Here is a 22,158-nt window from a genome sequence, read left to right on the forward strand (position 1 = left end):
AGTGGGAGAGGAAGGGGGCTGGGGGGAAGGGGAGGGAGACCAGCCGAATTATGTCACCTCACTCGATGACATCTGCCGTCGTTCGAGCGCGAAGAGCAAAATTGCCACATCTGCCGGGTTGATCCCGGCTAATCGTCCGGCCTGGCCCAACGTTGCCGGACGAAAACGCATCAAGACCTGCCGCGCTTCGTTACGTAAACCCGGCAACGAAGCATAATCAAAATCGGGAGGAATACGCCGATGCTCCATCTTCTGCATGCGCGCTATCTCGCGCTCTTGGCGGGCAATATAGCCGCTGTACTTACAGGCAATTTCTACCTGTTCCACGACTGCTGCCGATAGTTCCGGTAAATCAGGCACTACGTTCCGTAGTTGGCTATAATGGGCATCGGGCCGGGCCAACACCTCGGCCACGGTGGCGGGCTGGTTTAGTGGCTTCAACCCCTGCTCTTCCAGAGCGATATTCACCGCCGCCGAAGGAAAAATACGGCGCTCACGCACCTGGTGTAAGGCCTGCTCGATCTGCCGCCGACGCTCTTCGACCACAGCGGCGCGATCACCATCAACTAGCCCCAACTTGTACGCTAGTGGTGTCAACCGTAGATCGGCGTTATCACCACGCAAGAGCAAACGGTACTCGGCCCGCGAGGTAAACATTCGGTACGGTTCACGAATCTCTTTGGTCGTCAGATCATCAATCAAGACGCCAATATATGCCTCGGCCCGACCCAGAATAACCGGTGGCTTACCCTGCACATAATGCGCCGCATTAATCCCCGCCATCAGTCCCTGCGCTGCTGCCTCTTCGTAGCCGGTGGTTCCGTTGATCTGACCGGCGAAGAACAACCCTCGCATACGGCGCGTCTGCATATCGGCGGTAATCTCACCGGTTGCTACAGCGTCATACTCGATTGCATACCCAATGCGCATCAGCTCTACGTTGCGCAGCGCAGGAATCGAGCGCAGCATTGCCCACTGCACATCTTCGGGCAACGAGGTATTGCACCCCTGCACATAAACCTCGGCAGTCGTCCAACCCTCCGGTTCTAGAAACAGACTATGGCGTTCTTTATCGGCGAAACGCACAATTTTATCTTCAATACTCGGACAATAGCGTGGGCCAACACCCTCAATGATCCCGCTAAAGAGCGGCGCCCGATGCAGGTTTTCCCGAATGATCGCATGAAATTCCGGCGTGGTATGAATCTGATAACATGGCAACTGCGGCCGCCAGCCATCGAGCTGCGGGTGCGGATAGACCGGCGCCGGTGGGCCGTAGTATTCGGGAGGCGGGATCGACTCACCGAGTTCGGCGTAGTAGTGCCCGAACGCCAACGGCGTTGTACTTCCCGGTTGCAATTCGGTCAGCGAGAAGTCAATGGTTGCAGCAGCCAGGCGAGGCGGCGTACCGGTTTTGAGCCGTACCAGCGGAAAACCGAGCGCAGCCAAATCCTGACTCAGCGTCATTGCTGGCGCTTCACCTGCCCGCCCGGCGCCCCATATCGCCTCGCCGGTAATAGCCCGTCCACGCAAGAACGTACCGGTGGTTAGAATGACTGCTGGCGCCGTATACTGCCAGCCGGTATGGGTCGTGATCGTAAAGCATTGGGTGTCAGCGTTTGGCGGCGCAATGTGCTCAACCATTGCCTGCCGCAGATCGAGATTGGGCACCCGTTCAAGGGTCTCTTTCATCAGCCGGGCGTACAGGCGTTTATCACACTGCGCTCGTAATGACTGCACCGCAGGTCCTTTGCTCTCATTGAGCAGCCGAATCTGTATCGCACTGCGGTCGGTAATACGAGCCATTAGACCACCCAGCGCATCAATCTCGCGCACCAGATGGCCCTTCGCCGGCCCGCCGATACTCGGATTACACGACATATGGGCCAGCTTGTCGAGGTCTATGGTCAACAACAGCGTCCGGCATCCCAGCCGGGCCGCCGCATGGGCTGCCTCACAACCGGCATGACCGGCGCCAACCACAATCACATCATAACGTGTCTGCATATCTCTGAACATGGTATAATGACGCATCGTGCAACAAAGGTCTCTGCTAAGTATGTTATCTATAATATTATACGTATGCGCACCATTCTTATTATAGACGATGACGTCGCCTTTACGGCGAAACTGAAAGAACAGTTAACCGAAGCTGGCTATCGCGTCTTGACCAGTAACTTCATCGCGCCAGGTGAGAGTCTCTGCGTTCGGGAACATCCAGATCTCGTCTTGCTTGAAGGACAAACCGAACGCGGCGCCGGTTGGGACGCATTACCGCGCCTATCCGCACTCCAACCGGTCATCGTTCTAAGCAGCATCGGCCTGGAGGAGCAGGTGATGAAAGCCTTTGCCAACGGAGCTGCCGATTATGTCACCAAACCCTACCGTACCGGCGAACTGCTGGCGCGAATCCAGGCGCGCATGCTCCCAGAGGCGCCGGTGATGACCCCATCATCACCGCCGACAGCCAGTGCCGCCGCTGTCGCACCGCCAATCGCATCGGGCAAGCGGCGTCCTGCTGAAGAGGAGAGCGAGTCGGTCTTTATGAGTGAAGCGGAGGAGATGGCCTTACTCCGCAGCACCGAAGGAGCGAGCGAAATCCGCCAACTGAGCGAGAGCGAAGAACGGGCCAGCTTTGGCCGTCGGTTACGCGCCGAACGGCAACGCCGACATCTCACCCTCGTTCAAGTAGAGAATGAGATCAAAGTTCGCATGTACTATCTGCAAGCCATCGAAGACGAACAATGGTCTCTGCTACCACGTGGCCCGGCTGCTCTGCGCATGATGCGCGCCTACGCCAACTTCTTTGGCATCGACTCATCTGCTGCCGAAGCTGAATACCGTTCGCGCTACCAGGTAGAAGAGAAACCGCAGCCGTTTTCGTTCATTGTCGGCAATGTCAACACGAGGGTCAGACAGGCCACTTCTGCCCGCTGGCTGATCGTGCTGCTGGCAATTGTGTTAGCGCTGGTAGTTGCCAGCGGGGCAGTGTATCTCTTCGACCCAACCCTGTTTAGCCGGATCGTGGGTGGATAAGTCGTCTTGTACCATCGCTGTGTCCTACAACGGTAGGGGTGCATAATCGGTACCCCTACCGTAGCGTGCCATAGCATCAACTCTTCTGCCAGGGTACATCGCCAAGCCCGGCCCGGGCATTCGCAACGCGAGCAGCCACAAACAGAAAATCCGACAACCGGTTAAGGTAGGTCAGAATCTCGGCCCGCACCGATTCCTCGGCCGCCAGCGTCACCGTGACCCGTTCCGCTCGTCGACAAACAGTACGGGCCAGATGCAGATGGGCCGCCATGAGCGTCCCACCGGGCAAGATAAACTGCTTAAGGGGTGTCAATTCAGCCTCCATCGCATCAATCTGCGCTTCGAGGAAGGCGGTCATTTCTTCGGTGACCCGTGGAATATACGGCGACTCATCTGGTGAAGCGAGATCGGCTCCAAGCACAAAGAGCTGATTTTGCACCACTGCGAGCACAGCATCGAGCGCCGGATCAGAACCACTGGCGCGCGCCACACCGATTGCCGCATTACATTCATCAACGGTTCCATACGCCTGCACTCGCAGATCATCTTTCCGAACCCGCTGCCCGCCGAACAAACCGGTTTCGCCATTATCTCCCGTGCGAGTATAAATTTTCATGCCGTGGTTCACCTTTCACAGACCTTGAGGTAATGTGTGATGTACGATTCTGTTCTATTGCCTTGCAACATCTTTGCTTGGTTCATTTCGTAGTATACACCACCACTCGTATCTTTTCTGGCATGCCTGGGAGATAATGTGTTCAAACACAATGATGTCGCTCACTACGTTTCTGCTACTCCCAATATCAGCACCGGTATATCTATATCAGTAACGCCGCGCTGTTCCAAATCCCACACAAACTGCTCGAAATACGACACGCCTGTTGACATCTCTTCTGCAAAGCATTGGATCGGCACAATCTCAATCCCTACGTTGATTACTTCCAGCTTATGGAAAATAGTCATTGTGGCACAAACGTTGTAGACCATAAAAGCATACTTGCAGCATAGCGTTCCACAGAAGCCAAGAGCAAGTTCAGACATCCCAGATGTCCTTTTTTCGTGGTCACGAAACCATCAGATTGTGGCAACCAAAGATTTGCCTGCGATCTTGCCAAAATCACCGCTTACCGGTTATCCTGAAAACCGGAATGTAGAACATCTGTGAAGCAGAACCGTGATTGAACGACAAACCCTGACCCGCTATGCCTGGCTGTCTATTGGCACTGCAGCAGCCACTATCTGCCTAAAACTCAGCGCCTGGTGGCTTACCGGATCGATCGGTATGTTGGCCGATGCGATGGAGTCACTGACAAATCTAGTTACAGCAGGGATGGCGCTTCTCGTGTTAACGATTGCTGCCCGCCCCGCTGATGAGGATCATGCCTACGGTCACGGCAAGGCTGAATACTTTGCCGGTGCCCTGGAAGGCATTCTTATCATGTTGGCTGCGGCCGGTATTGGCTGGACGGCTGTGCAGCGCCTGTTTACTCCCCAACCACTCGAACAAACGGTTGCCGGTTTGCTTGTTGCTGGGGTGGCGACCGCAATCAACGGAGTTGTCGCATTCATCCTCTTACGAGCCGGGCGGCGCTACGATTCGCTCACGCTTGAAGCTGACGGTCAACACTTGCTGACCGATGTCTGGACATCGCTGGGTGTTGTGGTCGGGATTGGGCTGGTTGCGCTGACCGGCTGGTATGTTCTCGATCCGGTGATCGCATTGGTGGTAGCGCTGCATATTACCGTTACCGGTATTCGGCTGGTACGGCGCGCCGTAGCGGGTCTGATGGATACAGCATTGCCAGCAGAAGAACTGACTGCCATTCACAATGCACTTGCCAATCTGAATGATCACGGATGTGATTATCACGCGCTCCGTACTCGTCAATCAGGAGCACGGCGCTTTATCTCGTTCCATTTGCTGGTGCCCGACACCTGGAGTATTCAGCAGGCTCACGCAATGGCCGAGCAGGTGGAGGCTGCTGTACGGGCGGCTGTTCCCAACAGCACGGTCTTCACCCACCTTGAACCACGAAACGATCCGACGGCATTGGCCGATGTGACGTTGGATCGACACGATCCTGCGACGGATGCCGAACCGACCCTCGCCGAAAGTCACTCATCATCTCCCTGTTAACCTTTTCGATATATGGGAGTCATCAGCACTTCTCTCTCCTCACCGACGAGGGATTCGATCACGCTTTCAAAATAACTTCACTGCAAAAAGGTGATCTTCTCACCACAGAGACCACGGAGATCACGGAGACTAAAGATAATGTTATCTTTCATTGAATATAGGGTTGTGAATTTTTTTCTTCTTACATGCACCCAATGGCCAAAAATTATCCTTTTACTCATAAATCTTAGATGCTCTGCGCTCTGTGTGCTCCATGGTGAGTTTTTGCAGTGGACTCAAAATACAAATAACGAGAATAGAAATATCAGTGTGCCGCTGAGGAGCAGGATAATCAATAAAACGGCAATCACCCCTCCTAGCACGACTCCAGCACTCAGCCCGCGTTGCGGACGAAGTGGCTCACCGGCCAGAAACTGACGTACAGCCTGTACCAACTGGCGCGAGATGTCGGTTTCGGTCGCCGGTTCAACACCAATCCACATCCAATTCTGGTCGGCGAGTGGGACGAGCAATTTGTACGCCGGGGAACGGGTAAGCTGCGAGAGATCATCGGATGGTCGCCACGCACCGACAATCATGTCGGCAGTCGCCAGTTGCTGTGCGTCATCGGTACCCGGCTCTTGTCTGGCAATAGCCAGCTTCAATTCTGGAAATTGCTGCTGCAATGCCGTCATAATCTGCTGCGCCAGTGCTTCCTCGGCAAAGATCACAGCCCGCTTCTGCGCCTGGCGCGCTCGTTCAGCCGCTTCGCGTAACCGATTGTCGGTTCGCAACGCAAGGCTGTGGGTCGCCAGTACACCACCGGCAATCAGACTGTATGCGATGGCCTGGGCAAGATCGGCAACCAGGTCACCGGCAAACGTTTGACCAAGGGCAATGCTGATCAATCGGAAGAGAATGTACATCAGCGCGATGAGGATGGTTAACGAGGCGACAAACAAAAAACCAAAGAGATAGATTCGGCGGGTAAGCGAGCTACGTTCCAGCAACCCTATCTCACCGCCGAGGGCAGCCATCTGTTGCACTCGACGCCAACACCATCCCCAGACCACAATACCAACGATGATCATAGCGCTGAACCACGCCAGCGGTTCACGCAGATCGCTCACGACACCGGCACCCGCAAGACTGCGAATGAGGACGCTGAGCAGTCCGCCCAGGCCGGCGACCATAGCCAGTTGACCGACCGCTGCCACCAGATACCACGCCACACGACGAATACCGGCCTGTCGTGGCGCCTCGGAAACGAGAGTTGCGTCAGTCTGCAAGATATGGCCGTGGTAGAGCGCAATCAGCGTCGCGACGATAACCGGCGCTAACCCATCGATCAGTTGACCAAAGACCGGTAGACCGAGGGCCTGGCGGAAGAGACTGGCCAGGATTATCGTAGCATTCGTGACGGCTACCATGCTGGCGATCACGATCACCAGGTAGAGGTACACTTTGCGTAAGACCGACTGCTGTTCTATTTCATCGGCGCCGACGAAGAGTTGCTGGAGAAGCATCCAGTGCCCGACCCAGACCCCTAGACCGACAATGGTACCGACACTCGCATCGACGAGCCGTGACAGAGAAGATACACTGCTTGCGCCAAGCACCTGGATGAGACCGACAGCACCACCGGCATAGACGATCAAGCCGACACCTGCCGCAACGAACAGGTAGAGGCGGCGAAGAAAGGCGCTCGCATCTGGCAAGAACACCAGCCGGGCATCGTTACGAGCGACCAGACCATGATAGGTGAAGAGGACTCCCAGGGTACATGAGGCAATGGTGCCATACCAGAATTGGGCCATCGGATCGGCTGGAGGCCGATTGACGAGCAAGCGCAGCAGAACGCTCAACAGGTCGGTGACACTCCCGATCAGCGGCAACAGAAACGCCGTCAAATGACCGTACAGGTACAGTTGACGGATCCCCGAAGCACGCTCATCAGGATAACGGTCAGCCAATCGCTCTGCCCACCACCAATGGCCTAACCAGAGCGGTAAACAGACGATCAAAGCAGCCAATTGCAGTGCCGTTGTCTCAATGAGTTGCCCGCTGGTGACAAAAACACCGTAGAGCAGCCAGATGAATGACCAGGTAAAGCCCTGCAAGCCGATTGTAGCGCTGACAAACAGGTACCACCGTCTGACCACCATCATCGGCAGCCCCCTTCCTGCTCCCAACACCAGCTCCACGTTCGCCAATTCGTATTGCTCACCAACTGCCAGATGCCATCACGTCGCTGAAGTCCAACGGTAAATACAGACGTGGCGGTATTGCTACCAAACAGTCCACTCCGATAGACAGTCGTTTCGCGCACGTCCACCGTTGCCCAATCACCGTCGATCCGCAAACTGATCACCGTAAAACTGACATCTTCGTTGGAAAAATTCGCCGGTGGCAGTTGGGAACGCATCTCTTGCACATTGCGCGGGTACCCCGGCAGCGTTGGTGAGAGGAAGCTATAAGCGCGCTCATAATCTCCCTGCTGAACAGCCAACAGATAATTGAATACCACATCAGCCGGTTCATTACCGGTACGGTACGCTGGCGTGGCACGATTCAGCACGATCACCACCGCAATGATGATCAACAGCACCGATCCCACCACGATCCCGATCAGAAAGCGATCACTCGCCGGGAGACGCATCGTATGTACCCTTTCTGTTCACCGCTTCTCCATATCTGAACGTACACCGTATGCGACGCTGCCAGAGACAAGAACGTTCCCCTCACTGGTGATCGCGGTAGCGACGTCGCAAGCGCCGACCATACCTACCGAGCAACCAATACCCCTTTGTTACCAGCCAATCGGCGATAGTATGAGCAGCGCTACCGGTGCAGAAGCCTATCACAAATGCCCCAACCTCATCTGGCCTGGTTTTGATCAGCGTGTATATCTGCTCAACAAACTCGCGGTGAAACGCCGGCGGTATTAAACCGATCTGACTCATCCCCAAACTCATCACGAAGAGCAGGCCGTAGACTACGATGACAAAATAGCCGAGTCGGAGAAGTGGGGAAATAATCAAACTATGGCTCCAGAACGACCGGTGCGGGATGAACCACATATAGGGTCGCCAGATCCAGAAAAAGATCCCCCAGCGATTATCAATGGTCGAGTCGATGTCGAGATCGGGTGAAAACATAATACCCGATAGCAGATGTGCGCTGCCCAGCCAGAAACTGCATGCTAGTGCTGTTGATGGGCCGAGTTGAGTGTACTCAAGGGCGGCGTAATAGGTGATGGGCGTCATGATGGCCCCACTGATAATGGTAATAGTATCATGCGTTCGTGCAGATGGCATAACCAACCTGTAACGATGTATCTGTCGAGCTTTCTCTCTACTTCCCCGAGATTGCCGACCAGCGACCCATGTCATGCAGAAGGTGGAGTATGTGGCCGGAAATCTTCAGTTGGTGCATCAACTCTCGGCTGCGGTAGTTGTTCACTTCTGTTATAATAGCACGTGTGTTCGCGCCATGGCGGAGGTTTGTATGGACATGCCACCTCTCACCGAACTTCCCGGTCAACCACCGGGACCAAGGCTTGCTTTTGCCCATGATCGGCAGAGTATCGCTGAGATTGCCGAAACCCTGGCCGCGCTGGCAAATGCCCACGGCGGTGCTGTCGTCGTGAGTGGTGGGCGTGGCACACATCTGGCTGCTCTCCACAATCCCGCCGCGGCAACCGAGCTAGTGCTGGCCGCAGCTCTATCGTGTACTCCGCCTTTAATCATCCCACTTCCCCAACTGGTTGTCTACCACGAGATACCGGTGCTAGTCGTGGAGGTACCGGCTGGCCTTCCCTACGTGTATGCCGTCAATGGGCGGTACCTGCGTCGTGAAGGGGCAAGCAATCAACCACTTTCCCCAGCAGCACTGCACCGGCTGTTTAGCGAGCGCGCCGACCTCGGCTGGGAACGTCAGATTCCACCCGGTGCTTCCTTAAAAGAATTGGACGATGAGCTGGTGAGAGCTTACGCCCGGCGGGTAGGGCCACCTGCCGGTGATGATCCGCTAGCACTCTTAACCAGACGTGGCTGTCTGATCGACAACATTCCGACCAATGCTGGCCTCCTGCTCTTCGGGCGCGATGTCGCTGCTCGCTTTCCCCAGGCTGAGCTAACCCTGGTACGGTACCATGGTCGCGAACCGGCAGACATCTTCGAGCGAACAGATATTTGTGCTCCGCTTCCAGAGGCTATTCGGCGCGCTGAACGTTGGTTGAACGACCATATGCGTAAGGGTTCGCGCATGGTGGGGCTGGAGCGGGAAGACTGGACCCAATTCCCGCCTGGAGCCGTTCGTGAAGCCTTGGTCAATGCAGTGGCACACCGTGACTACAGCAGCCGGGGGGAAGGGATTCGGATTACGATGTTCAGTGATCGGCTTGAAGTCTACTCGCCGGGTCGCTTACCCGGTCATGTTACGCTCGAGAATCTTCGCGCCGAACGATTTTCGCGCAATCCGGCTATCGTGCAGGTGCTGGCCGATCTCGGTTTGGTTGAACGGCTCGGCTATGGGATCGACCGGATGCTTCGTCAGTTGGCGGCAGCCGGCTTGCCGCCGGCCACCTTCCGCGAAACAGCAGCCGGCTTTCTGGTCGTGTTGCCGGGTCAACCAATGGCCGAAGCGGTGCCCGGCGGGGTCGATACCAGCGCCTGGCGTCGGATGGGCTTGAACGACCGCCAGATCGCCGCCTTACTGTTTGTAGTAGAACAGCAACGAATTACCAACCGTGATCTGCAAGAGATGCACCCCGATGTCAGTGCCGAGACGATTCGACGTGATCTGTCCGATCTGGTCAATCGCGGTCTCTTACTCAAAGTAGGTGATAAGCGAGCAACCTATTACATCCTCAAATGAAGAACATCATCGTTGTGCTTCATCAACCGCGTGATCCACGCAATATCGGCGCCGTCGTGCGGGCAATGCTCAATACCGGCGTTCACCACCTGCGTCTGGTTGATCCATGCCCGTTCGAGCCAGAGGTGATTACCGCTGTAGCTCATCGCCCTGAACCGGTACTGGCGAACCTGGCGGTATATCCCGATCTGCAACAGGCCATCGCCGATATACAACATCTTGTCGGTACCACCGACCGACCGCACCCCAATTTGCCGTGGCGCACCGATATTCGGCAATGGGCGGGTGAGATTCGTCAACGTGCAACTAGGTTCGGCCCGGTCGCTATCCTTTTTGGCAGCGAAGGCAATGGCCTGAGTCGACGTGAACTCAGCCTGTGCCACGAGATCATCGGCATCCCGATGGCGCCGGAATACCCTGTCTTAAACCTTGCTCAAGCCGTCTTGATCACACTCTACGAGTTGCAACAGGCAAGCCCTCCCTCTCCACCATCACCGGGAACAGCCGAACCTCCGGCGTCACTGGCTGCACTCGATACGCTTGCAAGCATCCTTGACGAACTGATCACGGCAACCAATTTTGTGAAAAGCGGAAACGGCTATGCGTTACGTCACCGCCTGCGCGCCATTATGACCCGTGCTGCACTGAGCGAACGTGATGCCGCCATCCTGACCGCTCTGCTGCGTGAGGCGGTGCGGCAGATACGGTAGTAGCGTTGCACGATAACTGTATACTGCAATCCCGCCGGTTTTCTGTTTTTGGTTATTATTGTATTATCAAATATGTACTTGACCATTTTTGAATGGGACCTCATTTTGTATGGCTACTACTGTTCCGTTTGCGGCATTCTACTCACGTGATTTTCGTCTGCTCTGGTTTGGTAACTTCGTTTCTTTAACCGGTACCGAGATGACTCGAGCCGCAGTAAGCTGGCATATTCTCGAACTTTCTAACGGTGATCCACTGGCGCTTGGTGCGATTGGTGCAGCACGGCTCATCCCATTAGTCTTACTAGCGATTGGTAGTGGGGTATTGGCTGACGCTATTGATCGCCGCCGCCTCATGATTGGCGCCCAGGTCGCTATGATGGTTTGTTCGTTGATCCTGGCACTTACAACCAATGTTGGTCTGTCAGCACTTTGGACGATTTACACGGTTACTGCACTCGCAGCAGCAGCCAATACGATCGGTCTTCCTGCTCGTCAAGCCCTGATACCTTCGTTAGTTCCACGCGAACACCTTGCTAATGCGCTGAGTCTCAATATCGTTGCGTGGCAATTGGCGACCATTGTTGGCCCAACGATTGGTGGCATCTTGATCGAATATGGCGGGGTTGGGTTAGTTTACTGGATAGACGTGGTGAGTTTCACTGCTATCTTGCTTGCCCTATTGCTCATTCACCCAAAACGAGTTGTTACCGAGAAACGTGATATTAGCTTGCAAGCCGCGATTGAGGGATTACGATTCGTGTGGCGCACACCACTGATCTGGAGTACCATGATACTCGACTTTCTCGCCACCTTTTTCAGTGCGGCCACCACTTTATTGCCAATTTATGCGCAATCTATTTTACAGGTTGGGGCTCAGGGGTTGGGTCTGCTTTATGCTGCACCGTCGGTTGGAGCTGTGATTGCCAGTATCATCTGCTCAATTCGAGGTGTCGGCAAGCGTCAGGGAGCGTTGCTGTTGTGGTCTGTCGCCATCTACGGTTTCAGTACAGCAATTTTCGGACTGAGTACTCATTTTTGGTTATCGCTCTTCATGCTGGCAATTAACGGCGCTGCTGATACGGTAAGTATGGTCGTGCGCGGCAACATCCGTAATCTTGAAACTCCTGATGAATTGCGCGGACGTATGGTGGCAGTGAATATGCTCTTCTTCGCTGGTGGGCCACAACTTGGCGAGATCGAGGCCGGCATCGCTGCCCGTCTACTCGGCACCCAACTTTCTGTGGCGGTCGGTGGTTTAGCTTGTGTCCTTATGACCGCAGTAGTTGCTGCGAAGGTACCAATTCTACGCTGCTACACTGATGGTCACAGACCAACACCAGCCTCAACGGTGAGCACAACTGGATAAAATACGTACCTGCTTACGAATCCTTACCTGAACGCCAAACTCCGAGAGAAGCCAAGAGCTACTTCGGACAAGATGAAAAACGGACAGTAATTTACAGATGCGCTCGCAAAACTGCTGGTCTATCGAAACGTGATACAATGCATACAGGAAGTTTACAGCCCTCCCTTACGTGAACTCTGCAGGGAGGGTTATGATATGTAGTAGTATGACAAATCCTCTCATCGGGGTGCGGGTAACAACCGCTACCTTGCGCGAAGTCGCTCGGATGGAAGCCGCGGCAGAGATTGCGCGGCAACGGGCTCGTGAACTAGGACGACCGGTGCTGGTCAGCATCACAACTCGGGTCGGGCTGCGCGATCCGCTAGCACTGTTTGCGCGTGGCGCCGGAGTGACGCATAACCGGTTCTTCTGGAGCACACCAGCGGCTGATGTCGAACTGACCGGTCTCGGTGCAGCGTGGAGTTTTACACCAGCACCATCGGAAAACCGCTTTGCCGCCAGTGCAGCAGCATGGCGACAACTGGTGTCTGAGGCGGTCATTGATGTTGATCCCAATCTGCCGGTACAGGGGCCGCTGGCAGTAGCCGGTTTCCGTTTTGATCCTGACCAGCCTCCGAGTGAGTTGTGGCGCGATTATCCGCTTGGGTTACTCGTCGTGCCACGCTTGTTGATTGTGCGCCACGGCGACCTGACTACGCTGACAGTCAATGGCATGGTTGATGAGCGCAGTTCAACGTTGGCGCTGGGTGCAGCGGCTGCCCGCCGTCTGCAAGCCTTGATCGGCTTACCGTTTCGTCCACAGCGGTTGCCGACCGATGTACAAGTTGATGTATCGCTCGATCCAGACGAGTGGAAAGCAATTGTCGCTGATGCAGTAGCCGATCTGCGCGCCGGTCGGTTAGAAAAAGTGGTGCTGGCTCGTGCTGTTCGCCTGCGCAGTGCTGAACCGTTTGATACGGCAGCCACACTTGATGTATTGCGTAAGAATTATCCGCACACGTTCGTCTTCGCGGTTGCTCGTGGCGGTCGTACCTTTCTGGGTGCGTCACCAGAACGATTGGTTGCGTTGCGTCATGGTGCAGTAGCAGCTTCAGCTCTGGCCGGTTCAGCGCCGCGTGGCAAAACGCCTGAAGAGGATCGCGCCTTCGCCGAGGCCTTACTGAAGAGTACAAAGGATCGTACCGAGCATGCCTTTGTGGTACAGATGATCTGTTCGGCGTTAGCCGAGTTTTGTGACCAGGTGTCTGCGTTAGAGTCACCCGAAATAATGCGGGTGCGGAACGTTCAGCATCTATTTACTCCCGTCACTGCCCGCATCCGCCCTGGCTACGACATTTTCGATCTGGTCGGTCGGTTGCACCCAACGCCAGCGGTCGGTGGTAAGCCCGGCCCAACGGCACTGGCCTGGATTCGCGCCCGTGAACGGCTTGATCGTGGTTGGTACGCAGCACCGGTTGGTTGGGTTGATGCTCGTGGTGACGGTGAGTTTGCTGTTGCGCTTCGTTCGGCACTGATCGGGCGACACGAGGCAATGCTCTTTGCCGGGTGTGGGATCGTGGCTGCTTCTAATCCCGAACGGGAATTAGCCGAAACCCGCATCAAGCTACGGGCAATGTTGGAAGCCCTCGGTGCAAGTGATGAGATGATCGGCTGAGTGAGGTGGGTATGGAGGTCACAGCGCATATCGAGGCGCTGACCCACTGGGTGGTTGAAATTGCGCAAAGTCTGGCAGCCCATGGGGTGAAAGATGTGGTTGTGTGCCCAGGTTCGCGGAGCACGCCACTAGCGTTAGCCGTAGCACGTCATCCGGCGTTGCGGGTCTGGATGCATCTCGATGAGCGCTCGGCCGGCTTTTTCGCGCTGGGCATAGCGCGTGCTCGTCATCGCCCCGCCGCTGTTCTTTGCACCTCCGGCACCGCCGTTGCCAACCTCTTACCCGCCGTCGTCGAAGCCCATCTTGCTCGCGTCCCATTACTGTTGCTTACTGCCGACCGCCCACCGGAACTACGCGACAATGGTGCGCCGCAGACAATTGATCAGATCGGTATTTTTGGTCGCAATGTGCGCTGGTTTATTGATCTACCCGTCCCGCAGATGACGCTCTTGCCGTTTCTACGCGCCACGTTGGGCCGGGCCATTGGGCTGACCCAGAGCGCTCCGGCTGGACCGGTGCATCTCAATCTGCCCTTCCGCGAACCACTTGTGCCCGATCGTTCACTGATGGTAACACTGCTGGCTCAGACACCGTCATCGGTGCAGGTAACTCCGGCGCGGCGGATGCTCGGTGGCGCTGAGCTGGCAACGCTGGCGAGCAGTTTGATTGAATATCGACGCGGTCTGATCATCGCCGGTCCTGATTGTCCTGCCGATCTCGGACCTTTACTGACCATCCTTGCTCACCGTTTACGCTTCCCTGTCCTGGCCGATCCACTGTCAGGGGTGCGCTACGGTCCGCATACCGATGACTACATCCTTGGTGCCTACGATGCTTTCCTGCGTGATGAACGTTTTGTTACCCATTATGCTCCAGAAGTCGTGTTGCGTTTTGGTGCGATGCCAACCAGTAAACCGCTCTTGCTCTATTTGCAGCACCATCCGCAAGCGCGTCAGCTAGTAATCGACGGCGGCGCCGGCTGGCGCGAGCCAACCAGCCTGGCCCGAGAGCATCTCCAGGTTGATGAACACTGGTTTTGTTTGGCGCTGGCCGATGCTTTGGCGTCATCGCAACGTGAGGGACCAACACTCTGGCTGCGGGCATGGCAAACTGCCGAGCAAACGGCGCGCACAACGATACAAGCCCATTTGCTGGCGCAGGAGACGATCAGTGAACCGGGGTTGTTTGCACGCCTTGGTACCTGGCTGCCCAACGGAACAACACTTTTCGTTGGCAATTCGATGCCGGTGCGCGATTGCGACACGTTTCTTGCTCCTCGTTCGACACCGTTGTATGTCATTGGAAATCGCGGCGCAAATGGGATCGATGGCTTAGTTTCCACCGCACTTGGCCTTGCGGCTGGCGACGCTACGCCCCTGGTGATGGCGCTCGGTGATCTCTCGCTGATCCATGACACCAATGGCTTGATCGCCGCTCGTCTCCATCGACTCAATGCAACCATCTTACTCATCAACAACGACGGCGGTGGTATCTTCTCATTTTTACCCCAAGCCAGTGAAACCGATCAGTTTGAACTCCTCTTCGGTACGCCTCATGGCACTGATTTTGCGCCACTGGCGGCCCTGTACGACGCACAGTATACCCTCGCCTCCGATTGGGCAACAGTGCATGCCGCACTACAGACCAGTTTCGCCGGAGGATTGCATCTCATCGAAATTCGGACTCGGCGCGATCAGAATGTTCGCGATCACCGCACGATCTGGCCATTGGTCAGTGCAGCCTTAGAGCGCGTTGGTGTGATACAACCTACCTGATATGCAGCAAGTATCTAAGGATACACCCATGACGAACATTACGCTCAGTACAAATGCCGAAATTATTGCGCAAGAGAGTCGGTACACTACCGGACTATACCCGAAACGGCCGCTCGCGATTGTGCGTGGCGCGGGTGCTCATCTCTACGATGCCGAGGGTCGGATGTACATCGATTGTGTTGGCGGTCAGGGGGCCGCCAACCTCGGTCACGCTCATCCGGTTATCGTGGCAGCAATTCGTGAACAGGCTGAACGTTTGATCAGTTGTCCCGAAATTTTTCCCAATGATGTGCGGGCTGCGTACCTGAGCGAGCTGGCAGCAGCACTGCCATTCCCTGCTCGTATCTTCCTTTGCAACAGTGGCGCCGAAGCGGTGGAAGCTGCGCTCAAGTTTGCCCGTCTGTTGACCGGTCGTCCTGGTATTGTGGCGACAATGCGCGGATTTCATGGGCGCACCATGGGGGCCTTAAGCGCCACCTGGGAAAGTAAATACCGTGAGCCATTTTTGCCACTCGTACCCGAATTTAGCCACGTACCCTACGGCAATCTTGAGGCCCTACAATCGGCAGTTGGCCCGCACACAGCGGCTGTAATCGTTGAGCCGGTACAAGGTGAAGGTGGTGTACGTCCGGCGCCGGCCGGCTATCTCGAACAGGTTGCTGCCATCTGCGCCGCTAATGGTTCGCTCTTGCTGGTTGATGAAGTCCAGACCGGTTTTGGCCGTACCGGTAAGCTCTTTGCAATTGAACATAGTGGCGTTACACCCGACATCCTCATTCTTGCCAAGAGTATTGCTGCCGGTGTACCGATGGGTGCGGTAGCGATTCACGAACGGCATGGCACGTTACCGGCGGGAGCTCACGGCTCAACTTTCGGTGGCAACCCACTGGCGTGCGCTGCGGCACGGGCTGCCCTTCAGGTCTATCAGACTGAACGTATTCCCGAACAGGCGGCAAGGAAAGGTGCCTGGCTGATCCAGGCGCTGCGCGATCTGCGCTTGCCGGCGGTGCGAGAAGTACGCGGATTAGGCTTGCTGGTTGGCCTTGAGCTGAAGAGCCGTGTCCAACCGGTGATTACTTCCTTGATTGACCAGGGTGTGCTGGCATTGCCCGCCGGACCCAATGTTCTACGTCTGCTCCCCCCATTGGTGATTGAACAGACCGATCTTGAGCGGGTTGTAACGGCCATTGCGACTGTGCTACGTGGCGAGGAGCATTAGGAGCGCGAAAGGATTACCAGCGCAAACACGACTAACGACGAAAGTGGCGAGTTCCACGAGGCCACTGCCCAACCCAAGCCCGGCAGCGTGATGCTGAAGCACAATCTGTTATAATGACCGGCAAACGAGCAAAGGAGCCAGGTATGACGGTCAAGTATACGCGCTGGTTGCGTAGCTATGTTGGTCACCAACGAATCTTACAGGTACGTGCAAGCGGCTTTGTTCGCAATGAAGCCGGTCACATCCTACTCTGCCGCCGGGCCGATGTCATGCTCTGGGATGTACCAGGAGGAACGATTAACCTCGACGAATCACCGGCCCGTGGCCTGGTTCGCGAAGTGTACGAAGAGACCGGCCTGATCTTAAAACCAGAAAAGCTCATCGGCGTCTACAGCGGCCCTGATTTCGCCTGGAGCTATCCCAACGGCGATCAATCCCAGATTCTGGCGATCTTCTTTGCTGCCCGCATCGTCGGCGGTGAACTCCAACAAGTCGGTGATGAAAATGTCAACGTAAAATTTTTCGATCCCGATCACTTGCCGCCGTTACTCAACCGCACCCGCCGCATGCTAGCCGATGCGTTTGCCAATCGTGTAGAAGCACATTTTGATTTTTGACAACCGTGCCGAGGCGGGTATGGGCAAGTCCTAACACCGAACAGACATCAAACCACATTACCCGCCGAGCATTTCACCTCCCCCGTGCGTAGTAGAGCGGTGCGACCTGACGCACCAATCCCTTCAACTCCAACAGTGCCAGTGCCGCAGCCGTCGCTGCTGCCGACTGACCGGCAGCGCGACCGATTACGTCAATATGCTGCGGTTCTGCCGAAACTGCACCGTAGATCGCCTCCTCTTCAGGCGTTAGCGCTATGTCGAGTGGCGCGTCGTGCAAAGGAGTCTGCTGATCAAGGTTGAGCACCGCCAGCACATCATCGGCATTGGTAATGATCGCCGCGCCATCACGGATCAGGCGATGCGGCCCGGCACTAAGCGGGCTAAAGATCGACCCCGGCACTGCCATGACCTCACGTCCCTGATCGAGGGCAAATTGTACCGTTATAAGTGCACCACTGCTTTCGCCTGCCTCAACTACCACCGTTCCCAGACTCAACCCGGCAATAATGCGGTTACGTGGCGGAAAATTGAGTGGCGCCGGTGGGGTGCCAAGCGGATAATCACTCAAAAGCGCACCGGATGTGGTGATCCGCTTAGCCAGAGCCAGATTTCGTTCTGGATAGATCCGATCAACACCACTGGCTAGCACGGCAATCGTGCGCCCGCCAACCTCAAGTGCGGCAGTATGGACAATCGTATCGATCCCTATTGCCAGCCCACTGACAATCGTTATTCCGGCAGCCGCCAGATCATGTGCTAGCCGTCGTGCTACTTCACGGCCATAATGACTGGGATGGCGCGTTCCGACAATCGCAACTGCTCGCTGATCGACAGGCGTAAGCGTGCCGCTCAGATAGAGCAACGGTGGCGGCGCCGGAATCATCCGCAAGAGTGGTGGGTAACGCGGATCGGCAATCGCTATCGGTGTCACCCCGGCTGCACGGAGACGTTCCAGTTCGCCATCAAGATCGATCCGCTGGCGAACCTCACGTAATCCGGCCATACTCCGTGCATCAAGACCGGACGCGATCATCATCGTTTCATCGGCATGCCAGGCAGCCGCTACCGATCCACACCGTTCGATCAAGCGCGCTAAGCGCAGTGGTCCAATTCCTGGGACGAGGTTGAAACCAATGTAGTAGCGAATAACATCTTCCATACGTTTCATCTTTCGTTCCTAATGCGAGGGTACCCGCGCATCATCCTCCAACCTCTCTCCTGGGAGTACCACCGTATACGAAAGGCGAGGTTAGATGCTCTATAAAGAAACCGTTTATCAGCCGCAAAAGATACGCAAATTGTGGCATCATGGAGAAAAATGTTTACCGAAACAGGGAGAACGCTATGCCACGTGCAATCTGGAACGGAGCCGTCATCGCCGAGAGCGATGCAACCATTGTGGTTGAGGGAAATCATTACTTTCCGCCCGATTCGGTCAAGCGTGAATACCTGCGCGACAGCCAGACACATACCGTCTGTCCGTGGAAGGGTACTGCCAGCTACTACGACGTGGTAGTAGATGGGCAGGTTAATCGTGATGCAGCCTGGTATTATCCAACCCCGAAAGCGGCAGCCAGCCAGATTGCTGGCTACATTGCCTTTTGGCGCGGCGTTCGGATCGAGCCAACGTGAGATTATTGACTAGATGACGTGTAGATGCACCGATTGGTGGGTTTAGGTAGGGGCGCGGCAGTACCGTGCCCACGCTGCCCACTGCACAGCGCTGCTATCAGGTGCATGCCGTGACCATCATCATCCCCGCATCGATGATGGATTATGCGGATAGGCTCTTAACAGGAGCGAGTTTTCAATCTGCTCAGATAGTACACTGATGTGCCGGTCGCCAGCAGAATGTCGCATCCGCACGTTGCCTGTAAGTATCTTTATGTCAACCGCGAGATTTAAACCATGCCTCGAGTGCCTGACTCAGAGGCCGGTCGTTCAGGCGTACTCGGCTCAACTGACGTTGAACTGTCAGATCAGGGATGTTGAGCACCCGCAGTCTGCCGGCAATCAACTCCGATTGAATAGTCACCCGCGAAACCATACTCAGACCCAAACCGGCACTTACTGCCTGCTTGATGGCTTCAGTGCTGCCCAGTTCCATAACCGGTCGCACTGTAATCCCGCGCGATGCCAGGGCCTGCTCCATCACTTCGCGGGTGCCTGAACCGGGTTCACGGAAAACAAATGGCGCATCCTGCAGATCGGTACAACTGATGGTCACCCGTCGCGCAAGAGGATGATCGGGAGAGGCAATAACGACCAGCTCGTCACTCCGCCAGGGCATAATATCTAAATGCTCGTCAGGGGCTACCGGCCCTTCGACATAGGCGACATCAATCCGATATGCAAGCAGATGTTCCATGACTTGCTGTGTGTTGCCGATGTCGAGAAAGAGTTCGATGCCCGGATAACGACGGTGATAGTGGCCGAGGAGAGGTGGTAGGAGATAGATACCAATCGTACTGCTAGCGCCAATTGCCAACCGTCCTCGCTGAAGACCGCGCAGTTCGTTCAGGGCCTCGATAGCCAGCCGTTCATGTGTAAAAATACGTCGAGCATGTTCGCCCAGAATAGTGCCGGCTATCGTTGGCGCTACCCCCCGTGAACGCCGTTCGAGCAAGACTGTTCCCAGTTGCCGCTCGAGTTCTTGCACTGCACGAGATACAGCCGACTGGCTCATGGTTAGTACCTCGGCTGCCCGTGTAAAACTACCCTGCTCGAGCACGGCAACGTAGATCCGCAACAGATGCAGGTTGAGCGTCACACTTCCTCCTAACAACCTCTTGCAGACGAGTGTGATCACGTGACCGAGACAACAGCGATGGTGCCGTCGCGCTCCATGCTGTTTACAGACAGGTATCGCTGCTTAGGCTTTCGGCGTAATTGCTTTATTGTACCGCAAAATAGACGGTGTCGGGGTGTGGTTGTTGCGTGTCGTGAATGGACAAGGCGCAGAACCGATTCCCGTGCGGAATCCTCCAACAATCTATGCACAGCTTCGATACTATTTATCGAAAATATCTGCTTGTTCGATAACTTTCTTTTTGCTAAGATACCTGATAGGCATAAGTATTATTCCATAGCCAGAAAGAGCTGGCCATGACAAATTACGGCTTCCTCATCGATCAGCGGAAGTGTATCGGGTGCCACGCATGCAGCACTGCCTGCAAGTCGGAAAATGAAGTTCCGCTTGGGGTCTATCGCACGTGGGTGAAATACGTTGAAACCGGTACCTTCCCTCACACCCGTCGTCATTTTCAGGTGACGCGCTGCAATCACTGTGCCAATCCGCCCTGTGTCCGCATTTGTCCGGTTACCGCCATGTACCAGCGCACCGACGGGATCGTGGAGTTCGATCCGAAGGTGTGTATCGGCTGCAAAGCCTGTTTGCAGGCCTGTCCCTACGACGCGATTTACATCGATCCAGAATCGCACAATGCAGCGAAATGCCATTTCTGCGCCCATCGCATCGATCAGGGGCTGAAACCGGCTTGCGAGATTGTCTGTCCTGAACAGGCGATTATCTCTGGCGATCTCGATGATCCCAACAGTCTTATCAGCCAGTTGATCGCTCGTGAGCCGATAGCAGTGCGCAAGCCTGAACAGGGAACGGCGCCGAAGTTGTTCTACATTGATGCCGATCAGACAACACTGACGCCAACGGCGCCAGCGGTCGCATCAACGTTTATGTGGGCTGATGTGGTAAGTGAGCAATTGGTCGGTCATCACAACGGCAACGGTCATCGCCGGTCAGGGCGTGAAGTGATTCCACTTACCGCTGCCTCCGGCGCAAAGATACGTCCGCCACGTGAGCAGGGACTGGGAATTGGTCAGAGTGCCTTAATGCTTGGTGGGCGAGTCGCCGGTCATATGGTGCAAACCGGCTATAACGCGCAACACAAGATACCTTGGCATTGGCCGGTGCCAGCTTATCTGGTCACGAAAGGGATCGGGAGTGGTATCTTCATGGTCGTGGCTGCCGCTGCTGGTTTGGGGCTGGCTCCACTAGCTGCACCATTTCTGGCGATCACGCTCTTTGTCAGTCTACTCTTTATCGGTATCACCACTGGCTTGCTGGTCTTCGATCTGGAACGGCCACACATGTTCTTTACCATTCTCACCCGACCCCAATGGCGAAGTTGGTTGACCCGTGGTGCCTTTATCTTGATCGCTTTCTCTGCTGTGGCTGGCATCTGGTTCCTATCTGAAGCTGGTGCTGCACTGAATATGTGGCCAGAAACCGCCATTTCAGCATTCCGCCCTGCTCTGGCCTGGATCGGCATCCCATTGGCGGTGTTGGCTGCTATCTATACGGCATTTCTCTTCGCCCAGGCCGAGGGGCGCGATCTCTGGCAGAGTCCGCTCTTACCGGCCCATCTTTTGGTGCAGGCACTGATGGTTGGAAGTGGCACCCTGCTGTTGCTTGCGCCCTTCGTTGCGATGCCAGCAGCGTTGTTCGAACTGTTCGGCTGGACGTTTGCGGGTAGTCTGTTGCTCGATCTCTTCATGCTCTTGCTCGGCGAGTTCGGTATTCCGCACGCCAGTGAGGTAGCTGCCCGCGCCGCCCACGACATCAGCCACGGTCGCTTCCGCCGCCATTTCTGGCAGGGGTCTATTCTCCTTGGTCATGTTGCACCGGCAGCATTGATCGGTCTGGCTGTATTGATACCAGCTCTTGCCGTTCCGCTGCTGGCTGTCGCCGGTTTGACTTCTATTGCCGGGTTGTACGCCTTTGAATACGCTTTCGTCATGGCGCCGCAACACGTGCCAAACAGTTAGAA

General features: G+C 55.7%; 19 protein-coding genes. 11 read left to right on the forward strand and 8 right to left on the reverse strand.

The window, feature by feature from the left end:
* Positions 1-48: 48 nt before the first annotated feature.
* Positions 49-2,007: a tRNA uridine-5-carboxymethylaminomethyl modification enzyme MnmG/GidA gene (locus JE47_RS0105225; protein WP_031458738.1), complete on the reverse strand. Its 1,959-nt coding sequence runs from the start codon at positions 2,005-2,007 to the stop codon at positions 49-51.
* A 75-nt stretch (positions 2,008-2,082) separates the two neighbouring features.
* Here JE47_RS0105225 and JE47_RS0105230 point away from each other — a divergent pair, with 75 nt between their 5' ends.
* The gene (locus tag JE47_RS0105230; protein WP_031458739.1) at positions 2,083-3,036 is read left to right on the forward strand and encodes a response regulator; all 954 of its coding nucleotides are present in this window, start codon (positions 2,083-2,085) and stop codon (positions 3,034-3,036) included.
* 76 nt (positions 3,037-3,112) lie between these two features.
* On the opposite strand, the gene JE47_RS0105235 is transcribed toward JE47_RS0105230, so the two are convergent.
* Complete coding sequence (locus JE47_RS0105235) at positions 3,113-3,652, reverse strand: cob(I)yrinic acid a,c-diamide adenosyltransferase (protein ID WP_031458740.1); 540 nt, start codon at positions 3,650-3,652, stop codon at positions 3,113-3,115.
* A 164-nt stretch (positions 3,653-3,816) separates the two neighbouring features.
* Complete coding sequence (locus JE47_RS0105240) at positions 3,817-4,077, reverse strand: BglII/BstYI family type II restriction endonuclease (protein ID WP_031458741.1); 261 nt, start codon at positions 4,075-4,077, stop codon at positions 3,817-3,819.
* Positions 4,078-4,210: 133 nt separating this feature from the next.
* Between JE47_RS0105240 and JE47_RS0105245 the strand changes: the two genes are divergently transcribed.
* Complete coding sequence (locus JE47_RS0105245) at positions 4,211-5,173, forward strand: cation diffusion facilitator family transporter (protein WP_031458742.1); 963 nt, start codon at positions 4,211-4,213, stop codon at positions 5,171-5,173.
* A 275-nt stretch (positions 5,174-5,448) separates the two neighbouring features.
* On the opposite strand, the gene JE47_RS0105250 is transcribed toward JE47_RS0105245, so the two are convergent.
* From JE47_RS0105250 to JE47_RS0105260, 3 genes are all read right to left on the reverse strand, one after another.
* Complete coding sequence (locus JE47_RS0105250) at positions 5,449-7,320, reverse strand: DUF5671 domain-containing protein (RefSeq protein WP_031458743.1); 1,872 nt, start codon at positions 7,318-7,320, stop codon at positions 5,449-5,451.
* A complete protein-coding gene (locus JE47_RS0105255) occupies positions 7,317-7,811 on the reverse strand; it encodes a hypothetical protein (protein WP_031458744.1) in 495 nt (164 codons plus the stop codon). The genes JE47_RS0105250 and JE47_RS0105255 overlap by 4 nt, the downstream gene beginning before the upstream one ends.
* 82 nt (positions 7,812-7,893) lie before the next feature.
* Positions 7,894-8,469, reverse strand: a complete 576-nt coding sequence (locus tag JE47_RS0105260) for a metal-binding protein (protein WP_031458745.1) — start codon at positions 8,467-8,469, stop codon at positions 7,894-7,896.
* A 190-nt stretch (positions 8,470-8,659) separates the two neighbouring features.
* Here JE47_RS0105260 and JE47_RS0105265 point away from each other — a divergent pair, with 190 nt between their 5' ends.
* The 7 genes from JE47_RS0105265 to JE47_RS0105295 all read left to right on the forward strand — a co-directional run bounded on the left by JE47_RS0105265 (position 8,660) and on the right by JE47_RS0105295 (position 17,371).
* Positions 8,660-10,030 carry an ATP-binding protein gene (locus JE47_RS0105265; RefSeq protein WP_031458746.1) on the forward strand — a complete coding sequence of 457 codons (1,371 nt, stop codon included), beginning with the start codon at positions 8,660-8,662 and terminating at the stop codon, positions 10,028-10,030.
* Complete coding sequence (locus JE47_RS0105270; RefSeq protein ID WP_031458747.1) at positions 10,027-10,740, forward strand: RNA methyltransferase; 714 nt, start codon at positions 10,027-10,029, stop codon at positions 10,738-10,740. Before JE47_RS0105265 ends, JE47_RS0105270 begins: the two co-directional genes overlap by 4 nt.
* A 109-nt stretch (positions 10,741-10,849) precedes the next feature.
* The gene (locus JE47_RS0105275; protein WP_031458748.1) at positions 10,850-12,106 is read left to right on the forward strand and encodes an MFS transporter; all 1,257 of its coding nucleotides are present in this window, start codon (positions 10,850-10,852) and stop codon (positions 12,104-12,106) included.
* Between the two features lie 205 nt (positions 12,107-12,311).
* Positions 12,312-13,760 carry an isochorismate synthase gene (locus JE47_RS0105280; protein ID WP_031458749.1) on the forward strand — a complete coding sequence of 483 codons (1,449 nt, stop codon included), beginning with the start codon at positions 12,312-12,314 and terminating at the stop codon, positions 13,758-13,760.
* Between the two features lie 11 nt (positions 13,761-13,771).
* Positions 13,772-15,535 (forward strand): 2-succinyl-5-enolpyruvyl-6-hydroxy-3-cyclohexene-1-carboxylic-acid synthase, encoded by a 1,764-nt coding sequence (gene menD, locus JE47_RS0105285; protein ID WP_031458750.1) that lies wholly within the window; start codon positions 13,772-13,774, stop codon positions 15,533-15,535.
* A 28-nt stretch (positions 15,536-15,563) separates the two neighbouring features.
* Entirely contained in the window at positions 15,564-16,754 is a 1,191-nt protein-coding gene (locus JE47_RS0105290; protein WP_031458751.1) for an aspartate aminotransferase family protein, read from the forward strand.
* 143 nt (positions 16,755-16,897) lie between these two features.
* Entirely contained in the window at positions 16,898-17,371 is a 474-nt protein-coding gene (locus JE47_RS0105295; protein ID WP_031458752.1) for an NUDIX domain-containing protein, read from the forward strand.
* Positions 17,372-17,444: 73 nt separating this feature from the next.
* Here JE47_RS0105295 and dprA read toward each other — a convergent pair whose 3' ends face one another.
* Positions 17,445-18,530, reverse strand: coding sequence for a DNA-processing protein DprA (gene dprA / locus JE47_RS0105300; protein WP_031458753.1), 1,086 nt, complete (start codon positions 18,528-18,530; stop codon positions 17,445-17,447).
* Positions 18,531-18,715: 185 nt separating this feature from the next.
* On the opposite strand from dprA, the gene JE47_RS0105305 reads away from it, so the two are divergent.
* Positions 18,716-19,003: a DUF427 domain-containing protein gene (locus JE47_RS0105305; protein WP_031458754.1), complete on the forward strand. Its 288-nt coding sequence runs from the start codon at positions 18,716-18,718 to the stop codon at positions 19,001-19,003.
* A gap of 256 nt (positions 19,004-19,259) precedes the next feature.
* Here the strand turns inward: JE47_RS0105305 and JE47_RS0105310 are convergent, their stop codons facing one another.
* A complete protein-coding gene (locus tag JE47_RS0105310) occupies positions 19,260-20,141 on the reverse strand; it encodes a LysR family transcriptional regulator (protein WP_031458755.1) in 882 nt (293 codons plus the stop codon).
* A 335-nt stretch (positions 20,142-20,476) separates the two neighbouring features.
* Here JE47_RS0105310 and JE47_RS0105315 point away from each other — a divergent pair, with 335 nt between their 5' ends.
* On the forward strand, positions 20,477-22,156 hold the full coding sequence (locus JE47_RS0105315) for a 4Fe-4S dicluster domain-containing protein (protein ID WP_031458756.1): 1,680 nt from the start codon (positions 20,477-20,479) through the stop codon (positions 22,154-22,156).
* The last annotated feature ends 2 nt before the right edge of the window (positions 22,157-22,158 follow it).

It is taken from the genome of Chloroflexus sp. MS-G (assembly GCF_000735195.1).
GTDB lineage: Bacteria > Chloroflexota > Chloroflexia > Chloroflexales > Chloroflexaceae > Chloroflexus.

What these genes read in the sequence shown, in the direction of transcription:
- JE47_RS0105225 (WP_031458738.1), bottom strand. Translation starts at nt 2,007, where the DNA reads ATGCAGACACGTTATGATGTGATTGTGGTTGGCGCCGGTCATGCCGGT.
- JE47_RS0105230 (WP_031458739.1), top strand. Translation starts at nt 2,083, where the DNA reads ATGCGCACCATTCTTATTATAGACGATGACGTCGCCTTTACGGCGAAA.
- JE47_RS0105235 (WP_031458740.1), bottom strand. Translation starts at nt 3,652, where the DNA reads ATGAAAATTTATACTCGCACGGGAGATAATGGCGAAACCGGTTTGTTC.
- JE47_RS0105240 (WP_031458741.1), bottom strand. Translation starts at nt 4,077, where the DNA reads ATGTCTGAACTTGCTCTTGGCTTCTGTGGAACGCTATGCTGCAAGTAT.
- JE47_RS0105250 (WP_031458743.1), bottom strand. Translation starts at nt 7,320, where the DNA reads ATGATGGTGGTCAGACGGTGGTACCTGTTTGTCAGCGCTACAATCGGC.
- JE47_RS0105255 (WP_031458744.1), bottom strand. Translation starts at nt 7,811, where the DNA reads ATGCGTCTCCCGGCGAGTGATCGCTTTCTGATCGGGATCGTGGTGGGA.
- JE47_RS0105260 (WP_031458745.1), bottom strand. Translation starts at nt 8,469, where the DNA reads ATGCCATCTGCACGAACGCATGATACTATTACCATTATCAGTGGGGCC.
- JE47_RS0105265 (WP_031458746.1), top strand. Translation starts at nt 8,660, where the DNA reads ATGGACATGCCACCTCTCACCGAACTTCCCGGTCAACCACCGGGACCA.
- JE47_RS0105270 (WP_031458747.1), top strand. Translation starts at nt 10,027, where the DNA reads ATGAAGAACATCATCGTTGTGCTTCATCAACCGCGTGATCCACGCAAT.
- JE47_RS0105275 (WP_031458748.1), top strand. Translation starts at nt 10,850, where the DNA reads ATGGCTACTACTGTTCCGTTTGCGGCATTCTACTCACGTGATTTTCGT.
- JE47_RS0105280 (WP_031458749.1), top strand. Translation starts at nt 12,312, where the DNA reads ATGACAAATCCTCTCATCGGGGTGCGGGTAACAACCGCTACCTTGCGC.
- menD (WP_031458750.1), top strand. Translation starts at nt 13,772, where the DNA reads ATGGAGGTCACAGCGCATATCGAGGCGCTGACCCACTGGGTGGTTGAA.
- JE47_RS0105290 (WP_031458751.1), top strand. Translation starts at nt 15,564, where the DNA reads ATGACGAACATTACGCTCAGTACAAATGCCGAAATTATTGCGCAAGAG.
- JE47_RS0105295 (WP_031458752.1), top strand. Translation starts at nt 16,898, where the DNA reads ATGACGGTCAAGTATACGCGCTGGTTGCGTAGCTATGTTGGTCACCAA.
- dprA (WP_031458753.1), bottom strand. Translation starts at nt 18,530, where the DNA reads ATGGAAGATGTTATTCGCTACTACATTGGTTTCAACCTCGTCCCAGGA.
- JE47_RS0105305 (WP_031458754.1), top strand. Translation starts at nt 18,716, where the DNA reads ATGCCACGTGCAATCTGGAACGGAGCCGTCATCGCCGAGAGCGATGCA.
- JE47_RS0105315 (WP_031458756.1), top strand. Translation starts at nt 20,477, where the DNA reads ATGACAAATTACGGCTTCCTCATCGATCAGCGGAAGTGTATCGGGTGC.